17 protein-coding genes are annotated in these 16,139 nt (G+C 63.5%); 9 read left to right on the plus strand and 8 right to left on the minus strand.

The features are described 5' to 3' along the window. Window positions 1-2: 2 nt before the first annotated feature. From RCH14_RS10590 to mpl, 3 genes are read right to left on the minus strand one after another with little or no spacing between them, the layout of a single operon-like run. Complete coding sequence (locus RCH14_RS10590) at window positions 3-590, minus strand: chorismate lyase (protein WP_343026083.1); 588 nt, start codon at window positions 588-590, stop codon at window positions 3-5. After that, a complete protein-coding gene (locus RCH14_RS10595) occupies window positions 587-1,216 on the minus strand; it encodes a YqiA/YcfP family alpha/beta fold hydrolase (RefSeq protein ID WP_343026084.1) in 630 nt (209 codons plus the stop codon). Before RCH14_RS10595 ends, RCH14_RS10590 begins: the two co-directional genes overlap by 4 nt. Next, the gene (gene mpl, locus RCH14_RS10600) at window positions 1,213-2,553 is read right to left on the minus strand and encodes a UDP-N-acetylmuramate:L-alanyl-gamma-D-glutamyl-meso-diaminopimelate ligase (protein WP_407070073.1); all 1,341 of its coding nucleotides are present in this window, start codon (window positions 2,551-2,553) and stop codon (window positions 1,213-1,215) included. Before mpl ends, RCH14_RS10595 begins: the two co-directional genes overlap by 4 nt. Window positions 2,554-2,678: 125 nt before the next feature. On the opposite strand from mpl, the gene RCH14_RS10605 reads away from it, so the two are divergent. The 8 genes from RCH14_RS10605 to RCH14_RS10640 all read left to right on the plus strand — a co-directional run bounded on the left by RCH14_RS10605 (window position 2,679) and on the right by RCH14_RS10640 (window position 9,579). Beyond that, window positions 2,679-3,311 (plus strand): hypothetical protein, encoded by a 633-nt coding sequence (locus RCH14_RS10605; RefSeq protein ID WP_343026086.1) that lies wholly within the window; start codon window positions 2,679-2,681, stop codon window positions 3,309-3,311. Continuing rightward, window positions 3,308-3,874, plus strand: a complete 567-nt coding sequence (locus RCH14_RS10610) for a TlpA disulfide reductase family protein (protein WP_343026087.1) — start codon at window positions 3,308-3,310, stop codon at window positions 3,872-3,874. The genes RCH14_RS10605 and RCH14_RS10610 overlap by 4 nt, the downstream gene beginning before the upstream one ends. Window positions 3,875-4,006: 132 nt before the next feature. Then, a complete protein-coding gene (gene aroQ / locus RCH14_RS10615; protein WP_343026088.1) occupies window positions 4,007-4,438 on the plus strand; it encodes a type II 3-dehydroquinate dehydratase in 432 nt (143 codons plus the stop codon). A gap of 94 nt (window positions 4,439-4,532) precedes the next feature. Then, complete coding sequence (gene accB / locus RCH14_RS10620) at window positions 4,533-4,991, plus strand: acetyl-CoA carboxylase biotin carboxyl carrier protein (protein WP_343026089.1); 459 nt, start codon at window positions 4,533-4,535, stop codon at window positions 4,989-4,991. A gap of 105 nt (window positions 4,992-5,096) precedes the next feature. Continuing rightward, window positions 5,097-6,497, plus strand: coding sequence for an acetyl-CoA carboxylase biotin carboxylase subunit (accC, locus tag RCH14_RS10625; protein WP_343026090.1), 1,401 nt, complete (start codon window positions 5,097-5,099; stop codon window positions 6,495-6,497). Then, window positions 6,494-7,459: a 50S ribosomal protein L11 methyltransferase gene (prmA, locus tag RCH14_RS10630; RefSeq protein WP_343026091.1), complete on the plus strand. Its 966-nt coding sequence runs from the start codon at window positions 6,494-6,496 to the stop codon at window positions 7,457-7,459. The genes accC and prmA overlap by 4 nt, the downstream gene beginning before the upstream one ends. Window positions 7,460-7,463: 4 nt before the next feature. Next, window positions 7,464-8,627 carry a DUF3426 domain-containing protein gene (locus RCH14_RS10635; protein WP_343026092.1) on the plus strand — a complete coding sequence of 388 codons (1,164 nt, stop codon included), beginning with the start codon at window positions 7,464-7,466 and terminating at the stop codon, window positions 8,625-8,627. A 10-nt stretch (window positions 8,628-8,637) separates the two neighbouring features. Continuing rightward, the gene (locus tag RCH14_RS10640; RefSeq protein ID WP_343026093.1) at window positions 8,638-9,579 is read left to right on the plus strand and encodes a carbohydrate kinase family protein; all 942 of its coding nucleotides are present in this window, start codon (window positions 8,638-8,640) and stop codon (window positions 9,577-9,579) included. Between the two features lie 175 nt (window positions 9,580-9,754). Here the strand turns inward: RCH14_RS10640 and RCH14_RS10645 are convergent, their stop codons facing one another. Together RCH14_RS10645 and RCH14_RS10650 are read right to left on the minus strand one after the other, a co-directional pair. Next, window positions 9,755-10,285 (minus strand): YggT family protein, encoded by a 531-nt coding sequence (locus RCH14_RS10645; protein ID WP_343026094.1) that lies wholly within the window; start codon window positions 10,283-10,285, stop codon window positions 9,755-9,757. A 116-nt stretch (window positions 10,286-10,401) separates the two neighbouring features. Next, a complete protein-coding gene (locus RCH14_RS10650) occupies window positions 10,402-10,851 on the minus strand; it encodes a histone (RefSeq protein WP_343026095.1) in 450 nt (149 codons plus the stop codon). On the opposite strand from RCH14_RS10650, the gene RCH14_RS10655 reads away from it, so the two are divergent. Then, on the plus strand, window positions 10,841-12,022 hold the full coding sequence (locus RCH14_RS10655; RefSeq protein ID WP_343026096.1) for a hypothetical protein: 1,182 nt from the start codon (window positions 10,841-10,843) through the stop codon (window positions 12,020-12,022). The genes RCH14_RS10650 and RCH14_RS10655 overlap by 11 nt on opposite strands. A 512-nt stretch (window positions 12,023-12,534) precedes the next feature. Here RCH14_RS10655 and RCH14_RS10660 read toward each other — a convergent pair. The 3 genes from RCH14_RS10660 to RCH14_RS10670 all read right to left on the minus strand — a co-directional run bounded on the left by RCH14_RS10660 (window position 12,535) and on the right by RCH14_RS10670 (window position 16,008). Beyond that, window positions 12,535-12,954: a hypothetical protein gene (locus RCH14_RS10660; protein WP_343026097.1), complete on the minus strand. Its 420-nt coding sequence runs from the start codon at window positions 12,952-12,954 to the stop codon at window positions 12,535-12,537. Between the two features lie 75 nt (window positions 12,955-13,029). Beyond that, on the minus strand, window positions 13,030-14,760 hold the full coding sequence (locus tag RCH14_RS10665) for a PQQ-dependent sugar dehydrogenase (RefSeq protein ID WP_343026098.1): 1,731 nt from the start codon (window positions 14,758-14,760) through the stop codon (window positions 13,030-13,032). A 141-nt stretch (window positions 14,761-14,901) separates the two neighbouring features. Beyond that, entirely contained in the window at window positions 14,902-16,008 is a 1,107-nt protein-coding gene (locus RCH14_RS10670; RefSeq protein ID WP_343026099.1) for a ribonucleotide-diphosphate reductase subunit beta, read from the minus strand. Window positions 16,009-16,139 lie beyond the last annotated feature (131 nt).

A 16,139-nucleotide genomic window follows, 5' to 3' on the forward strand; every position in this document is an offset into this window, starting at 1 on the left:
GATTATTCTGTGTTGTTCGTGGTTGCGCCGGCTCCCAGACTGAGCACCATCGGCAAAAATACCTCGGTGACCAGGAGCAGGCCTTGACGGCGGCGATAGACGCAGCGCCGCGCATGGTAAATCGGTTCTCCGGCGAGCGCGCCGCCAATGGCTGCGTGCGCGCGGCGCACCAGCGGATGGTCGGCGCCCAGGCGGGCAAATTCCAGCGATCCGCGCCGCACGAGCGGATCGTAAAACAGTGTCGAGCCGAGCGAGCGTTCGCCCAGCGCCGAAAACAGCGGCCAGTCGCTCGCATCGGCATCGGGCGGCACGACCGTGTGGGCAAAGACCACCGGCGTGCCGTCGCAGACGAGCAGCACTTCGCGTTCCCAGACCCTTTGCTGCCGCGCCAGGCCAATCGCCGCCGCCTCGTCGGCCAGGCACACGGCACTGTGCTGATGCAGGCGGCGCACGCGAAACGCTTCGCTGCTGGCGACCAGGCGCGCGGTCAGCGAGCCCGGTGTGACGAGCCAGTCGTGCATGGGCGCGGGGGCGCGCACGGCGCGCGCATGCGGCTGCCAGACGGCAAGGCGCAGCGAACGGTTTCTCACTGCGCCGGATCCCCGGCGGCAGGTCGGGCTCCATTCATCCCGCAGAACGCCAGCACCTCGTCGACATACATCGGAAACGCCGACACCGCGTGGTCACTGCCGTCAATCACGTGCTGGCGCGCGCCGGCGTAGTGGGCCACCATGTCGCGGTAGTCGAGCACTTCGTCGCCGGTGGCTGCCAGCAGAAAATACCGCTCGGGCTGCGTGATGGCCTCGACGCGCAGGGCCTTGAGTTCATCGATATACGCTGCGCGAAACTCGAACGGTTCGTCCGAATGCCAGTTGGTCGTCACGCCCACGTGGTGTTCGAGGTTGCGGGTCGGGTCGACCGACGGGTTGATGACAACGGCCCGCACGCCAAGGCGCTCGGCCAGCGCGCACGCATAGAAGCCGCCGAGCGACGAGCCGACGATGGCGAGATTGCCAGGTGCATGCTGCGCGGCCAGGTCCAGCGCCAGCGCGAACGCGGCCTTTGGCGAGGCCGGCAATTGCGGGCAGATCAGGCGGTCGAGCAAGCCACGCTCTGCGAGCGCCGCATGCACGACCTGCGCCTTCATCGATTTGGGCGACGAGCGAAAGCCGTGCAAATAGAGCAGGTATGGTGGCAACTGCAGCGCCGACGTCATGGGGCCAGCGCGTCGAGCAGCTTCTGGTGCACGCCACCGAAACCGCCATTGCTCATCACCAGGATATGGTCGCCCGGCTGCGCCTGCTGCACGATGGCCTGCACCATATAGTCGATCTGGTCGAAGCTGTGCGCGATCGTCCCCATCGGCTTGAACGCATCGGCCAGCGACCAGCCCAGCGCCTGCTGGCTGCCAAAGCCGAACACCAGGTCCGCATCCCTCAGGCTGCCCGGCAGCGCATCCTTCATCGCGCCCAGCTTCATCGTGTTCGAGCGCGGCTCGAGCACGGCCAGGATGCGGCCGGAACCTTGTGCGCCCAGCTTCTGGCGCAGGCCGCCGACGGTGGTGGCAATGGCCGTCGGGTGGTGCGCGAAGTCGTCGTAGACGGTGATGTTATTAACCACGCCGCGCACCTCCATGCGGCGCTTGACGTTCTCGAAGCGGGCCAGCGATTCGATCGCCTGCGCGACCGGGACGCCGACGTGGCGCGCGGCGGCAATCGCGGCCAGCGCGTTCGAGCGGTTGTGCTTGCCGGTCAGGTTCCAGTGCACGGTGCCTTGCGACGCGCCCTTGAACACGACGTCGAAGCTGGCGCCCCCCGGATGCTCGACCATCGTCCAGTCGACACCCTCGGCGCCGCCAAAGCTTTCTTTCTCGCTCCAGCAACCGCGCTTGAGCACGCGCCCGATCGACGCTTCGTCGCCATTGACGACCAGGCGGCCCACGCCCGGCACCGTGCGCACCAGGTGATGGAACTGGGTCTCGATGGCGCCGATGTCCGGGAAGATGTCGGCGTGGTCGTATTCCAGGTTGTTGAGTACGGCCGTCTTGGCGTGGTAGTGCACGAACTTGCTGCGCTTGTCGAAGAAGGCCGTGTCGTATTCATCGGCTTCGATGACGAAGAAGTCGGATGGCTTGTCGCCATGCAGCCGCGCCGAGACGCCGAAGTTCATCGGTACGCCGCCGATCAGGAAGCCCGGCGCATAGCCGGCATCTTCCAGGATCCAGGCCAGCATCGATGTCGTGGTCGTCTTGCCGTGCGTGCCGGCCACGGCCAGCACCCATTTTTCGCGCAGGATATGCTCGCCAATCCACTGCGGCCCCGACATATACGGCAGGCCGCGGTTCAGGATTTCCTCGATCAGCGGGTTGCCGCGCGTCATCACATTACCGATCACATACAGATCGGGATTGAGCGACACCTGCTCCGGGCCATAGCCCTGGATCAGCTCGATTCCCTGGGCCTGCAACTGCGTGCTCATCGGCGGATAGACATTGGCGTCGCAACCGGTCACGCGGTGACCGGCTTCCTTGGCCAGGACCGCCAGGCCACCCATGAAGGTGCCGCAAATGCCGAGAATATGAATGTGCATGGGAAGGTGCGCTGGTGCGATGTAAATGGACGAAACCGGGATTCTACCCGAGCCGCTGCCAAATTAAGGTTCAGAGTATGATCTGGATCATGATGCCGAACTTGAACAACGATCTCATTCAATTGCGCGCCGAGATCGCCCTTGTGGCTGCGCGCATGGTTGCCCAGGATGGCGCCGACATCGATACCGCGCGCCGCAAGGCGGCCCGCCAGGTGCTCGGCGTGAGCCAGCCGGTTCCCAATATGATGCCCGACGACATCCAGGTCGAAGACGAAGTGCGCAAGTACCTGGCGCTGTTCGGCGGCCCGGACCACAGCGAGCGCCTCGCGCAATTGCGCGCCACGGCGCTGCAGGTGATGGACGCGCTGGCCGACTTCAATCCGTACATCACTGGCCCGGTGCTGCAAGGCACGGCCGGTGAGTACGACGACATCCATCTGCAACTGTTCGCCGACAGCGCGAAAGAAGTGCAGATCTATTTGTTGAATCGCAATGTTAATATCGAGATCTCGGAAACCCCGCATTTCAAGGGGGGGCGTCATGCGCCTGTCGAGACCGTCAGTTTCCCGTGGATGAAGGAAACTGTACATGCGCAATTGTTTGAATACCAAGACCTGCGCGGCGCGCTCAAGCCGCGCGCGGATGGCCGTCCACAGCGTCTCGACGCTGCCGGCCTGCGCGCGCTGATCGCTGCCGACTCAACACTGGAACAGAACGAATGAACAAGAAACATCTGGCCGCGTATGCGGCAGTGGCCGCACTGTTTGGTGTGATGGGCGCCGTCGTCGCGCTCTACAAAAAGGCGCCGGCACCGGCCTCCCCCCAGATCAGCACGGCTGCCGGCGCGGGTGCAGTAACCAATGCCGTCACCAACCTGTATGCGCAGTCGCTCAACAACCTGGCCGGCGAACCGCAGCCGCTGGCCCAGTGGAAGGGCAAGCCGCTCCTGGTGAATTTCTGGGCCACCTGGTGCGGCCCTTGCGTGCAAGAAATGCCAGAGCTGTCGCATCTGGCGGGCGAAGACCAGGGCAAGCATTTCAATGTGATCGGCATCGGCATCGATTCGCCGACCAATATGAGCGAATTCGCCGCCAAGCACCAGATCGCCTATCCACTCTACGTGGCCGGCATGGGCGGCACCGAGCTGTCGAAGGAATTGGGGAACACGATGGGCGGCTTGCCGTACACTGTGCTGATCGGCGCCGACGGGCAAGTGCTCAAGACGTATATTGGCAAGCTCAAGTTCGACGAATTGCGCGCTGACCTGGCCAAATTGAACGGTTGATCAAGGTTTTAACGAACGATCGTACGATTTGCAATTGCGGCCAATTTCGGCTAATCACCAGCAATTTTACCGCTTGCCAACAGCCGAGCTAGGCGGCACAATGCCTGACTTTCGGGCTACCAGACTCTCATTATGGCGAAAAAGCTACTGCTTCTCAACGGCCCCAACCTCAATTTATTGGGGACGCGCGAGCCTGCAGTGTACGGCACGACGACGCTGGCCGACATCGAGAACGCAGCAGTTGCACAAGCCATGCAAGCCGGCGCAGCACTGGAGCATTTCCAGAGCAACCATGAGGGCGCCCTGATCGATCGCATCCACGCCGCACGCACCGAAGGCGTGGATTTTATCGTGATCAATCCTGGTGGCTTGACCCATACCAGCGTGGCACTGCGCGATGCGTTCGCGTCGGTGGCCATTCCATTCGTCGAGGTGCACGTCTCGAACGTGCATGCTCGCGAATCGTTCCGGCAGCATTCCTATCTCTCCGGCATCGCGCGCGGCGTGATCTGCGGACTGGGGCCGGACGGATACAGGTTTGCCATCGACTTCGCACTTAAATAGCGTTAATCTACGTCAACTTCATGTATCAGCGGCCGTGCGGCCTGTTTGACGCGCCGGCCTGCTCTCTAAAACGAATAATTCCAAGGGGTTTCACATGGATCTACGAAAACTCAAGACCTTGATCGACCTGGTCGCTGAATCGGACATCGCCGAACTCGAAGTGACCGAAGGCGAAAGCAAGGTCCGCATCGTCAAGTCGTCCGCTGTTGGCCAGGGCCAGATGATGATGATGCCGCAACAAGGCGTCCAGCAATTCGCGGCTCCAGCCCCAGCCGCTGCACCTGTCGCTGCTGCGCCGGTCGTGCCGCCGGAGCCAACCGGCCACGTCGTCAAGTCGCCGATGGTGGGTACCTTCTACCGTTCGTCCGCACCGGGCGCTGCCGCGTTCGTCGAAGTGGGCTCGACCATCAAGGAAGGCGAGACGCTGTGCATCATCGAAGCGATGAAGCTCCTGAACGAAATCGACGCCGAAGTCTCGGGCGTTGTCACCAAGATCCTCGTGGAAAACGGCCAGCCGGTCGAATTCGGCCAGCCGCTGTTCGTGATTGGCTAAAGCCTCAAGCTGGCCGGCAGTCCTGCCGCCAGCTCACCCATGACGTGTCCGGCGCCGCGATGCAAGTGTCGCCACGCCGGTTTTCACTGAACCACCGGACCAACCATGTTTGAAAAAATCCTCATCGCCAACCGTGGTGAAATCGCGCTGCGTATCCAGCGCGCCTGCCGCGAGCTGGGCATCAAGACGGTCGTCGTGCACTCCGAGGCCGACAAGGACGCCAAGTACGTGAAACTGGCGGACGAGTCGGTCTGCATCGGCCCGGCGCAATCGAGCCTCAGCTATCTGAACATGCCCGCCATCATCAGCGCGGCCGAAGTGACCGACGCCGAAGCGATCCACCCGGGCTACGGCTTCCTGTCCGAAAACGCCGACTTCGCCGAGCGCGTCGAGAAATCGGGCTTCGTCTTCATCGGCCCGCGTTCCGAATCGATCCGCCTGATGGGCGACAAGGTTTCGGCCAAGCAGGCCATGCTCCGCGCCGGCGTGCCCTGCGTGCCAGGCTCGGAAGGCGCCCTGCCGGAAGACCCGAAAGAAATCGTCCAGACGGCGCGCCGCGTCGGCTATCCGGTCATCATCAAGGCTGCCGGTGGCGGTGGCGGACGCGGCATGCGCGTGGTGCACACCGAGGCTGCGCTGATCAACGCCGTGGCAATGACCAAGGCCGAAGCCGGCGCCGCGTTCGGCAATCCCGAAGTCTATATGGAGAAGTATCTGGAAAATCCGCGTCACGTGGAAATCCAGATCCTGGCCGACGAACATAAAAACGCCGTCTGGCTCGGCGAGCGCGATTGCTCGATGCAGCGCCGCCACCAGAAGGTCATCGAAGAAGCGCCGGCGCCGGGCATCCCGCGCAAGCTGATCGAAAAGATCGGTGACCGCTGCGCCGAAGCCTGCCGCAAGATCGGCTACCGTGGCGCCGGCACCTTCGAATTCCTGTACGAGAATGGCGAGTTCTACTTCATCGAAATGAACACGCGTATCCAGGTCGAGCATCCGGTCACCGAGATGATCACGGGGATCGACATCGTCCAGGAACAGATCCGCATCGCCTGCGGCGAAAAGCTGCGTTTCCGCCAGCGTGACATCATGCTGTCGGGTCACTCGATCGAGTGCCGCATCAATGCCGAAGACCCATTCAAGTTCACGCCGTCGCCAGGGCGCATCACCAGCTGGCATCCGCCGGGTGGCCCGGGCATTCGCGTCGACTCGCACTCGTACGCCGGCTACTACGTGCCGCCGCACTATGATTCGATGATCGGCAAGGTCATTGCGTATGGCGCCACGCGCGAGCAGGCGATTCGCCGCATGCAGATCGCGCTGTCCGAAATGGTGGTCGAGGGTATCCTGACCAATATTCCGCTGCACCGCGAACTGATGGTCGACGCCCGCTTCATCGAAGGCGGCACCAACATCCACTACCTCGAGCAGAAACTGGCCGCCAAGCCTGACCTGCCGAAGGAAACGGCGCTGTCCGCCAAATCTGAAGTCAAGGTGATCAAATGAGCTGGACTGAAGTCGTCATCGAACTGGCGCGCGAACACGCCGAGGCGCTGTCGGACGCCCTGATGGAAGCCGGCGCGCTGTCGGTGTCGGTGGAAGACGCCGACGAAGGCACCGAAGACGAAAAACCACTGTTCGGCGAGCCGGGCATGGAGCCGACCGAAGCGGCGTGGGATCACAGCCGCGTCGTCGCGCTGACCGAGCTTGAGGCCGACCAGCTGGCCATCGTCAGCGAGGCCGCGCAAGCCATCGGCCTGGCGGTCGTGCCGGCGTTCACCACCCGCAAGGTGGAAGACGCCGACTGGGTGCGCCTGACGCAATCGCAGTTCGAGCCGATCCACATCGGCACCAATATCTGGGTCGTGCCGAGCTGGCACGTGGCGCCCGACCCGAACGGCCTGATTCTCGAGCTGGACCCGGGCCTGGCCTTCGGCACCGGCAGCCATCCGACGACGCGCCTGTGCATGGAGTGGCTCGAAGCCCATCCTGCACCCGGCAAATCGGTGCTGGACTACGGCTGCGGCTCGGGCATCCTGGCGATGGTGGCCAAGAAGCTGGGCTCGCAGGACGTGGCCGGCGTCGACATCGATCCGCAAGCGATCGAATCGGCGCGCGCCAACGCCGAGCGTAACAACGTCGCCATCGACTTCTACCTGCCTGACACGTTTGCCGCTTCCGGCAATGCGCGCCATGCAAGCGGCAAGTTCGACATCGTCGTGGCCAACATCCTGTCGAGCCCATTGAAGCTGATGGCGCCGATGCTGGCAGGCCGCGTGGCCGATGGCGGTTCGCTCGTGCTCTCGGGCGTGCTGGCACGCCAGGCCGACGAAGTGGCCGCAGCCTATGCCCCGTTCATCAAGCTGGGCGTCTGGGCCGAGCAGGATGGCTGGGTTGCCCTGCACGGCACGCTGGGTCAGGACACACCGCCGGCACGCATTGCCACTGCCACTGCTACTGCCGGCTAAAGGCATGGCGCTCGCCACACAATGCCCCCACTGCGGCACGCAGTTCCGCGTCGCCGCGGACCAGCTCAAGCTGCGTGGGGGCATCGTGCGTTGTGGCGCATGCCAGCAGATTTTTGACGGGAACAGCGCGCTGGTGGATCTGGCGGCTGTTTCTTCCCCGATTGTCGCGCCACCGGCCGACGCGCCGCCTGACGTTATATCCCCTGCTGCCTCCCCTGCTGCCTCCCCTGCTGCCGTCGATGAGACACCAGTCGATACGCTCGTACCGGACCATCCCGACATCGCGCCCGCCGACGACGCATCCGACGCCGCACCGGTCGGCGAGCCGGTAGCGCAGCCGGTGTCGGAGTCGGAGCCAGAGCCAAACCCAGAACCAGAACCAGAACCGGCGCCGGTGCCACATCCCGAGCCGGACAAGCTCCCGGCGCCCGAGCCAAGCCGCGAACACACGGCAGACTCGATCGGCCCGCCGACCTTGCTGCTGCGCGAATCGTCGGGCGGCTCGCCGCCGATCGGATCGAACGTGCCCGCCTCGCCGCGCAACCGCGCCGCCGAAGCACGCGCGCGCCGCGTCAAGGCAGCACCACCGCGCATCGACGAGCCGCCCAAACCACCACCGCCGCCACCGAAACCGAAACCGGATATCGACGAACCGGAGTTCGTGCGCAGCACCCGCCAGCGCGAAGCTTCTAGCAAGACGAGGCGCATCGCGCTGGCCGCCGGCAGCGTGCTGTTGCTGATTGTGCTGGTCGTGCAGGCGGCGGTGAGCTTTCGCGACGTGCTGGCCGCGCGCTATCCTGGCCTGCGCCCGGCCCTGGTCTCGACCTGCGCGCTGCTCGGCTGCAGCGTCAACCTGCCCGCGCGACCGGATCAGCTGGTAATCGAGACCGGTGAACTCATCACGCTGGGTGGCAATGCCTATACCTTCAGCACCGTGCTGCGCAACAGCGGCGACATGGCGCTGGCCTGGCCCAGCCTCGAACTGACCCTGAACGACCTTGACGACAAGCCGCTGGTGCGCCGCGTGTTCGGCCCGCGCGACTACGCCGGCGCTGCCGCTGCCGCGCCCACCGGATTCGCCGCACGCGGCGAGCAGCCAGTGCGCATCCATTTCAGGCTGGAGGGCGCACAGCCATCCGGCTACCACATCGCAGTGTTTTATCCATGAAAGCCACCCCATGACCAAAACCGCCCTGATCTGCGGCTCGCTCGCGTTCGACAAAATCATGCAATACCACGGCCGCTTCGGCGACACGCTGCTGGCCGACCAGCTGCACCGCGTGAACGTGTCGTTCCTGGTGCCGACGCTGCGCACCGAATACGGCGGCTGCGCGGCCAATATCGCCTACAACCTCAAGCAGCTGGGCGGCGAGCCTTTGATGATGGGTACGCTCGGCCAGGACGGCGGCGACTACCTCAAGCGCATGCAGGAACAGGGACTCGAGACGCGCGGCATCCGCACGATCCCCGAGGCTTACACCGCGCAGTGCTTTGTGACGGCCGACCAGGACAACAACCAGATCAACGCCTTCCACCCGGGCGCGATGGAATACTCGAACCAGAACAACGTGGCCGACCAGGGCGCGATCCGCGTGGCGATCATTTCGCCCGACGGCCGCGACGGCATGATCAAGCACGCGCGCGACTGCGCCGAACAGAAGGTGCCGTTCATGTTCGACCCGGGCCAGCAACTGCCGATGTTCTCGGGCGCAGAGCTGATCACGTTCATCGAGCAGGCCAGCTACCTGGCGTGCAACGACTATGAATTCGAAATGGTCATGGACCGCACGGGCTTGACCCAGGCTGACATCGCGGCGCGCCTGGAGGCGTTGATCATCACGCGCGGCGAAGCCGGTTCGGACATCTACGCGGGCGGTGAACACATCCAGATTCCAGCCGTGACGGCAACCAACGTGGTCGACCCGACCGGCTGCGGCGACGCCTATCGCGCGGGCCTCTTGTTCGGCATCACCAATGACCTGGACTGGGCCACGAGCGGGCGCATCGCCAGCCTGCTGGGCGCGATCAAGATTGCGTCGGCCGGTGGCCAGAACCACCGCTTCACGCCGCAGGAATTCGACGCCCAGTTCGAGCAGGCGTTCGGTAGCAAGTTCCGCTAAAACGAAGGCGCCGCTCGGGACATAAAAAAGGCCTCTGCATGCAGAGGCCTTTTTTCATCGTAGGGTGGACGGCTATGCCGTCCACGCGTTCAGATCCAGCTGATTTCGTGGTGCACCAAGGAACGTTGAACGCGTGGGCGGGAAACCCGCCCACGCTACCGTCAGCGACAACGATCTACACGTAGCCGAACACCTGCCGCAGCACGAACAGCAGGATCTGGATCAGCACGAGCGCCACCAGCACCGACAGGTCCATGCCGCCGATCGGCTTGACCACGCGCCGGATCGGGCGCAGCAACGGCTGATTGAGCGCATGCACGAACGGCGCCAGCGGCGCGTTCGGATTGACCCAGCTGAAGATCGCTTCGATGATCAACAGCGCCATGAAGCCATACAGGATCCAGGTCAGGAAGCGATGCAGCGCATACAGCAGCATCGTCTCGCCGCTGGCGCCGGCAAGCAACAGCACCGTGCTGGCCACCAGGACCACCAGGAAGGCGCCGATGAGGCTTGCCCAGTCGTAGCCGCGGGTACCCGGCACCACGCGCCGCAGCGGCATCACCAGCCAGTCGGTGATGGTGTGGACGAACTGGCGAATCTGGTCGGGAAGACGCACGCGGATGGCATTCGTCCAGAAGCGCAGCAACAGCACCCCACCCAGCAGGCCTGCGACGATATCGACGATAAACTGAAGAATGGACAGCACGGACTCTCCTCAAAAAAAAACCGCTGTGCGAAGGATCACACAGCGGCATTGTGCCTGAAGCGCGCCCTGCTTGCCATGCTGCACGAGGCGCGCGGCAGGCAGGGCGACGTTCGCGATTACGGACGGCTGCTGGTCGGGAATGGCCAGGCGGTTGGCGCGATCACGCTTTTTGCTTGCGTGGCCGCTGGCGCTGCCGGCGCGGCGGCAGGCGCGTCGCCTGCTTTCGCGTCAGCTGCTACCGGCTTGGTGGCTGCCTTCTTGGCGGCCGGCTTCTTCGCTTCGGGCTTGGCGTCGGCTTTCACGTCTGCTTTGACCTCTGCTTTGACGTCTGCCTTCGCATCGGCTTTGACTTCCGGCTTGGTGTCGGCTTTGATGTCGGCTTTGGTTTCGGCCTTCAGCTCCGGCTTTGCGGCAACTGGCTTGGTGGCGGCTGGCTTGGTGGCGGCTGGCTTGGCTGCGACAGTCTTGGTAGCAGCGGCCTTGGTGACAGCTGGCTTGGCGGCGACCGTCTTGACAGCAGCGGCGCTGGCAGAAGCGGTCTTGGTGGCAGCAGGTTTGGCCGCCACGGTCGCGCTCGCAGCAGCTTTGGTCACGGCTGGCGTGGCTTTTTTCACGGCTGGTTTGGCCGCAGTGCTGGTCGTGGTCGCTTTTTTAGCGGCCGGCTTTGCAGCAGCAGTTTTATTGGCGGCTGGTTTGGCTGCGGCTTTGGTCACGGTTGCTTTTTGCGCTGCGGGCTTTGCCGTTACTTTGGTCGTGGCCGCTTTTTTGGCGACCGGTTTGGCAGCTGCCTTGGTGGTGGCTGCTTTTTTGGTGACCGGCTTGGCGGCAGCTTTGGTCGTCGTTTTAGCGGCTGGCTTGGCGGTGGTTTTCTTTACTGCCGGCTTGGCTGCTGATTTGGCAGTCGACTTGGCCGGCGCTTTAGCTGCCGACTTGGTGGTCGATTTAGCAGTCGACTTGGTGGCCGATTTAGCCGGCGCTTTGGTAGCGGCCTTGGCCGACGTTTTCGTGGCTGCAGGTTTAGCGGCTGGCTTGGCTGCCGCTTTCTTTGCGGCTGGCTTGGCTGCAGGTTTCGCTGCCGCTTTCTTTGCCGCTGGCTTGGCTGCCGGTTTGGCTGCTGCTTTCTTTGCTGGCGGCTTGGCTGCCGGCTTGGTTGCTGCTTTAGCCGCTGGCTTGGTTACTGCTTTAGCTGCTGGCTTGGTTGCTGCTTTAGTTGCTGGCTTGGTTGCTGCTTTAGTTGCTGGCTTGGTTGCTGCTTTAGTTGCTGGCTTGGTTGCCGGCTTTACTGCGGACTTGGCAGCGACTTTCTTGGTTGCCGGCTTGGCTGCAGTTTTAGCGACGGCTTTCTTTACCGTTGGCTTTGCTGCAGTTTTGGCGACGGTTTTCTTTACTGCAGGCTTTGCGGACGACTTGGCGGTCGATTTAACCGTTGCCTTGGCGGCAGTGGTTTTGGTCGCCGTGGTTTTGGTCGCGGCAGTTTTGGTTGCAGTGGTTTTCTTTGCAACAGGTTTCGCCGTGGTTTTCGCTGCTGGCTTGCTCACTGCCCGGGCTGCCGGTTTGGCTGCTGCCTTGGTGGTGGTCTTGGCGGTGGTGGCCTTGGTCGCGGCTTTTTTCACGACTGGTTTCTCTGCTGCAGCCTTTGCGGTCGACTTCGTCGTGGACGAAGGCGCGCTCTTCACTGCTGCCTTTACAACTGTTTTTTTTGCGGTTGCCATTTTAATTCTCCTTCATCTGCGATGAGAAATACGCTCAGGGTTTAAAACCCGCCAGATCGTTGTTGACCGGCGAGTTATTCATCGACGCACGCCGAAGATCGATATGCGCCAATGAATCCGGCACCGGCTGAACTGCTGCAACTCCTCACAGTTGCAGCGCTTCAGCCAACGTCGACAGGCCACTGTTCCAGCGTCGTCACAGCGCTACCCTTGCAGGTGCGAAAAGAAAAAGCCGCCTTGCCTGAGCAATTGGTCAGGCAAGGCGGCTTGTTCTTTTCGCTTCGCGTCCGTGCATACTGTTTGGTTCAGCGCCTTATTATTCGATCGATTTGCCCGATGCCCGCGACAATATCACATCTTCCCGATTTGACAAATTCAATCGCGTAAACTACGTGCTTTCTTTGTGTGCGCGCAACCGAGAATCGGAAACAAGTCGCGCAATATGGTCGGCCAAATAAGCCAGCGCGCCTGAATTGACGGGGATTCTGCAAATGACGCTGGATTAACGCGCGCGTTTCAACCCGGCGTTGAATCGACTCACAGATCGAACGGTCCGAACCAATAGATACTGTCGCTGACGCTGCCGCGTTTGGCAATATAGGCCAGTCGAGTTTGGCAATTGACGAATACCGAATGGAACGAGCCATCCATTTGCCGCGCCATTCGCTCCACCGGGTGGCTACCGAGCGGTACCAGGTAGACGGATCGCTGCGCCCCATCCGCCGGCCCGCCGGCCGTGGGCGCGACCACCATGTCCTTCGCCATCAGATCGAAACCGAGGTTGGTAACCCGGGCGCGCGCGCCATCGTCCAACGCCAGGCACGCCGCGTCGGGCGGCGCGCCTTTTACATAGTCTTCGAGAACCAGCGTCGGCTTGACGGCCGCGGGCGGTATGCCGGCGCACCCGGCCAGCAAAGCCACGCCACAAAGGGTCAGCCTGAAGGTATGCGGTGTCATGGTCGTCCCTGCAAATAGGAGATGTCCATCCTAGCGCATCTGCGCTCGCGTGTGCACGCGGGTGCTGCCTTCTTGTCAGCGCCCCGGCGCCACGCGCCACAGCGTGCCGCCGGCATCGTCGAGCACCAGCAGCGCGCCATCACGCGCGACTTCGACTGCGGCCGGCCGGCCCCACACATCGCGGTCGCTGACCACCATGCCGCTCATGAAGTCCTGGTACTGCCCGGTGGGCACCCCGTTCTTCATGAACACGCGCACAACCTTGTAGCCGGTGCGTACGCCACGGTTCCACGAGCCGTGCAGCGCCACGAACACATCGCCCTCGTATTCCTTCGGGAACGCGCTCGTCGCGCCCTTGGGCGCGTGATACGCCACCATGCCCAGCGGCGCCGAATGGGCCTGCAGCAGCACGTCCGGGGTGATCGTCCTGCCCTTCAGGTCGGGCCGGTGACCGGCCAGGCGCGGGTCTTCGTTGTCGCCGATGTAGTACCACGGCCAGCCGTAGAAGCCGCCCTGCTTCACGCGCGTGAGGTAGTCCGGCGGCAGGTTGTCGCCCAGCGCATCGCGCTCGTTCACATTGCACATGACGTCACCGGTGCTCGGCAGCACCAGCAGGCCCACGCAGTTGCGCAGGCCGGTCGCGAAGGTGCGACGGTTCTTGCCGTCCGGGTCGAATGCCATCACGGTGGCGCGGTCCGTCTCCACGCCCCAGGCGCCGCCCAGGCCGTGCTGGCGCTCCCACTGCGCCAGCGGCACTGGCGGCGTGCGACCAATGTCGGCCGCGACGTTGGTGGCCGAACCGATCGACAGCAGCAGCGTCTTGCCGTCCTTCGAGAACGCCAGCGTGCGCGTCGTGTGTCCGCCACTGGTCTCGGACAGTTCGGCAATCACGACCTCCGGCGCGGCGCGCGCCGTCAGGTCCCCATTGCGATACGGGATGCGCACCACCGTGTTGACGCCGGCCACATACAGATACTGCGGATTGGCGCCGCTCGGCCAGAACGCCATGCCGTATGGACGCGCCAGGCCCGTGGCGAACACGCCGGCGCTGTCGGCCTTCTTGCCATCGTTCGAGCGCAGCACCTTGATCGCGCCCGCGCCGGTCGCGGCCAGGAACACGTCGCCGTTCGGCGCGCGCAGCGCCACACGCGGCTTGTCGGCGTCCTGCGCGAACACGCTGACCGTAAAGCCGGGCATCACGGTCGGCAGCGTGCCGTTGGGCCGCGCCTGCACGCGCGCGCTGTTGCCAACGCTGTCCGTCGCAAATGGCGCGGCCAGGTCGGTCGGCTTGATGTGATAGACCTTGCCGGGCTGGTTTTCGGTCCAGGCACCGGCGCGCGATGCTGCTGGTACAGGCTCGGCAGCGGCTTTGGCAGCCGCTGGCGCAGCAGCAGCAGCAGCAGCAGCAGCGGCAGTGCCTTGCAGGCTGGCCAGGTAATCGATCAGCGCGCCGCGCTGTTGTGCGTCCGGCACGCCAACCGGCATCGTGGTGCCGGGCACGCGCCTGGCCGGGTCGAGCAGGAACACATCGAGTTCGTCGCGCGTCCACACCGTGCCGCTCGCGCCGGCCTTGGCCAGCGCCGCCGAATAATTGAATCCGTTGACAACCGCCGCCTTGCGCCCGACGACACCGAACAGGCCGGGGCCTGCCAGCGGCGCGAGCCCGGCATCGACCGTGTGGCAGCTGGCGCAGTTGTTCTGGAAGATGGTGCGGCCCGCGGCCACCTGTGGCGCAGCGTGGGCGACGGATACCGACGCCAGGCCGGCGAGCATGAGGGCGGGAAGCAGCAAGGTGCTGGCGTTCAAGGGTGTCTCCTGGTCAGGCTTGAAAGATCGCCATCATAGGTCAACATCGACGGGCTGCGCGCGACAGGCGAAAAAAAGCCCGGCTGAACCACCGCCGGGCTTTTTGTGTGCGACTGACTCAGGGCGATGGACGCCCCAGCATCAATCCCAGCTCAGCGTACCGCCAGTCTGGTACTCGGTCACGCGCGTTTCGAAGAAGTTACGCTCTTTCTTCAGGTCGATCATTTCGCTCATCCACGGGAACGGATTTTCTTCGTTCGGGAACAGCGGCTCCAGGCCAATCTGCACCGCACGGCGGTTGGCGATGAAGCGCAGGTAACCCTTGAACATCGGGGCGTTCAGGCCCAGCACGCCGCGTGGCATCGTGTCTTCGGCGTAGCGGTATTCGAGGTCGACTGCTTCGATGAACAGCGCCTTGATCTCTTCGCGGAATTCCGGGGTCCACAGCTGCGGATTTTCCATCTTGATCGTGTTGATCACGTCGATGCCGAAGTTCACGTGCATCGATTCGTCGCGCAGGATGTACTGGTACTGCTCGGCGGCGCCGGTCATCTTGTTCTGGCGGCCCAGCGCCAGGATCTGCGTGAAGCCGACATAGAAGAACAGGCCTTCCATCAGGCAGGCGAAGACGATGATCGACTTGAGCAGCTTCTGGTCGTTTTCGGTGGTGCCGGTCTTGAATTCAGGGTCGGTCAGCGTGTCGATGAACGGGATCAGGAACTGGTCCTTGTCGTGGATCGACTTGACTTCGTTGTAGGCGTTGAAGATCTCGGCTTCGTCCAGGCCCAGCGACTCGACGATGTACTGGTAGGCGTGCGTGTGGATCGCTTCCTCGAACGCCTGGCGCAGCAGGTACTGGCGGCACTCGGGGGCCGTGATGTGGCGGTAGGTGCCCAGCACGATATTGTTCGCGGCGAGCGAGTCGGCGGTGACAAAAAAGCCCAGGTTGCGCTTGACCAGGCGGCGCTCGTCTTCCGACAGGCCGTTCGGGCTTTTCCACAGCTCGATGTCGCGCTGCATGTTCACTTCTTGCGGCATCCAGTGGTTCGCGCAGCCGGCCAGGTACTTGTCCCATGCCCATTTGTACTTGAATGGCACGAGCTGGTTCACGTCGGTCTGGCCGTTGATGATGCGCTTGTCGTCGGCGTTGACGCGTTTTGCCACTTCGGCGACAGGCACGATGGCGAGGTCGGCGTCGGCTTGCGGAGCGCGCAGGGCGCTGGTTGGTTCGTCGTCCCAATTGAGCATGGTGATTCCTTTTGTGGTGCGCTGGCGCAGCGACTGCGACCGGGGCACGTTGATCCGTTGGTTATTCGTGTTGTCGGCGACCAGGGCCGCCGCTGACTTGCTGGGGGGCGAGCCGGCCTTGCAGGCGGCTC

Origin of the sequence: Massilia sp. MP_M2 (assembly GCF_039123635.1) — a bacterium.
In the GTDB taxonomy this organism is placed as follows: domain Bacteria; phylum Pseudomonadota; class Gammaproteobacteria; order Burkholderiales; family Burkholderiaceae_D; genus Telluria.

Coding starts and splice junctions, on each gene's coding strand:
- RCH14_RS10595 (WP_343026084.1), bottom strand. CDS start 1,216: ATGACGTCGGCGCTGCAGTTGCCACCATACCTGCTCTATTTGCACGGC.
- mpl (WP_407070073.1), bottom strand. CDS start 2,553: ATGGGTGGCCTGGCGGTCCTGGCCAAGGAAGCCGGTCACCGCGTGACC.
- RCH14_RS10605 (WP_343026086.1), top strand. CDS start 2,679: ATGATGCCGAACTTGAACAACGATCTCATTCAATTGCGCGCCGAGATC.
- RCH14_RS10610 (WP_343026087.1), top strand. CDS start 3,308: ATGAACAAGAAACATCTGGCCGCGTATGCGGCAGTGGCCGCACTGTTT.
- aroQ (WP_343026088.1), top strand. CDS start 4,007: ATGGCGAAAAAGCTACTGCTTCTCAACGGCCCCAACCTCAATTTATTG.
- accB (WP_343026089.1), top strand. CDS start 4,533: ATGGATCTACGAAAACTCAAGACCTTGATCGACCTGGTCGCTGAATCG.
- accC (WP_343026090.1), top strand. CDS start 5,097: ATGTTTGAAAAAATCCTCATCGCCAACCGTGGTGAAATCGCGCTGCGT.
- prmA (WP_343026091.1), top strand. CDS start 6,494: ATGAGCTGGACTGAAGTCGTCATCGAACTGGCGCGCGAACACGCCGAG.
- RCH14_RS10635 (WP_343026092.1), top strand. CDS start 7,464: ATGGCGCTCGCCACACAATGCCCCCACTGCGGCACGCAGTTCCGCGTC.
- RCH14_RS10640 (WP_343026093.1), top strand. CDS start 8,638: ATGACCAAAACCGCCCTGATCTGCGGCTCGCTCGCGTTCGACAAAATC.
- RCH14_RS10660 (WP_343026097.1), bottom strand. CDS start 12,954: ATGACACCGCATACCTTCAGGCTGACCCTTTGTGGCGTGGCTTTGCTG.
- RCH14_RS10670 (WP_343026099.1), bottom strand. CDS start 16,008: ATGCTCAATTGGGACGACGAACCAACCAGCGCCCTGCGCGCTCCGCAA.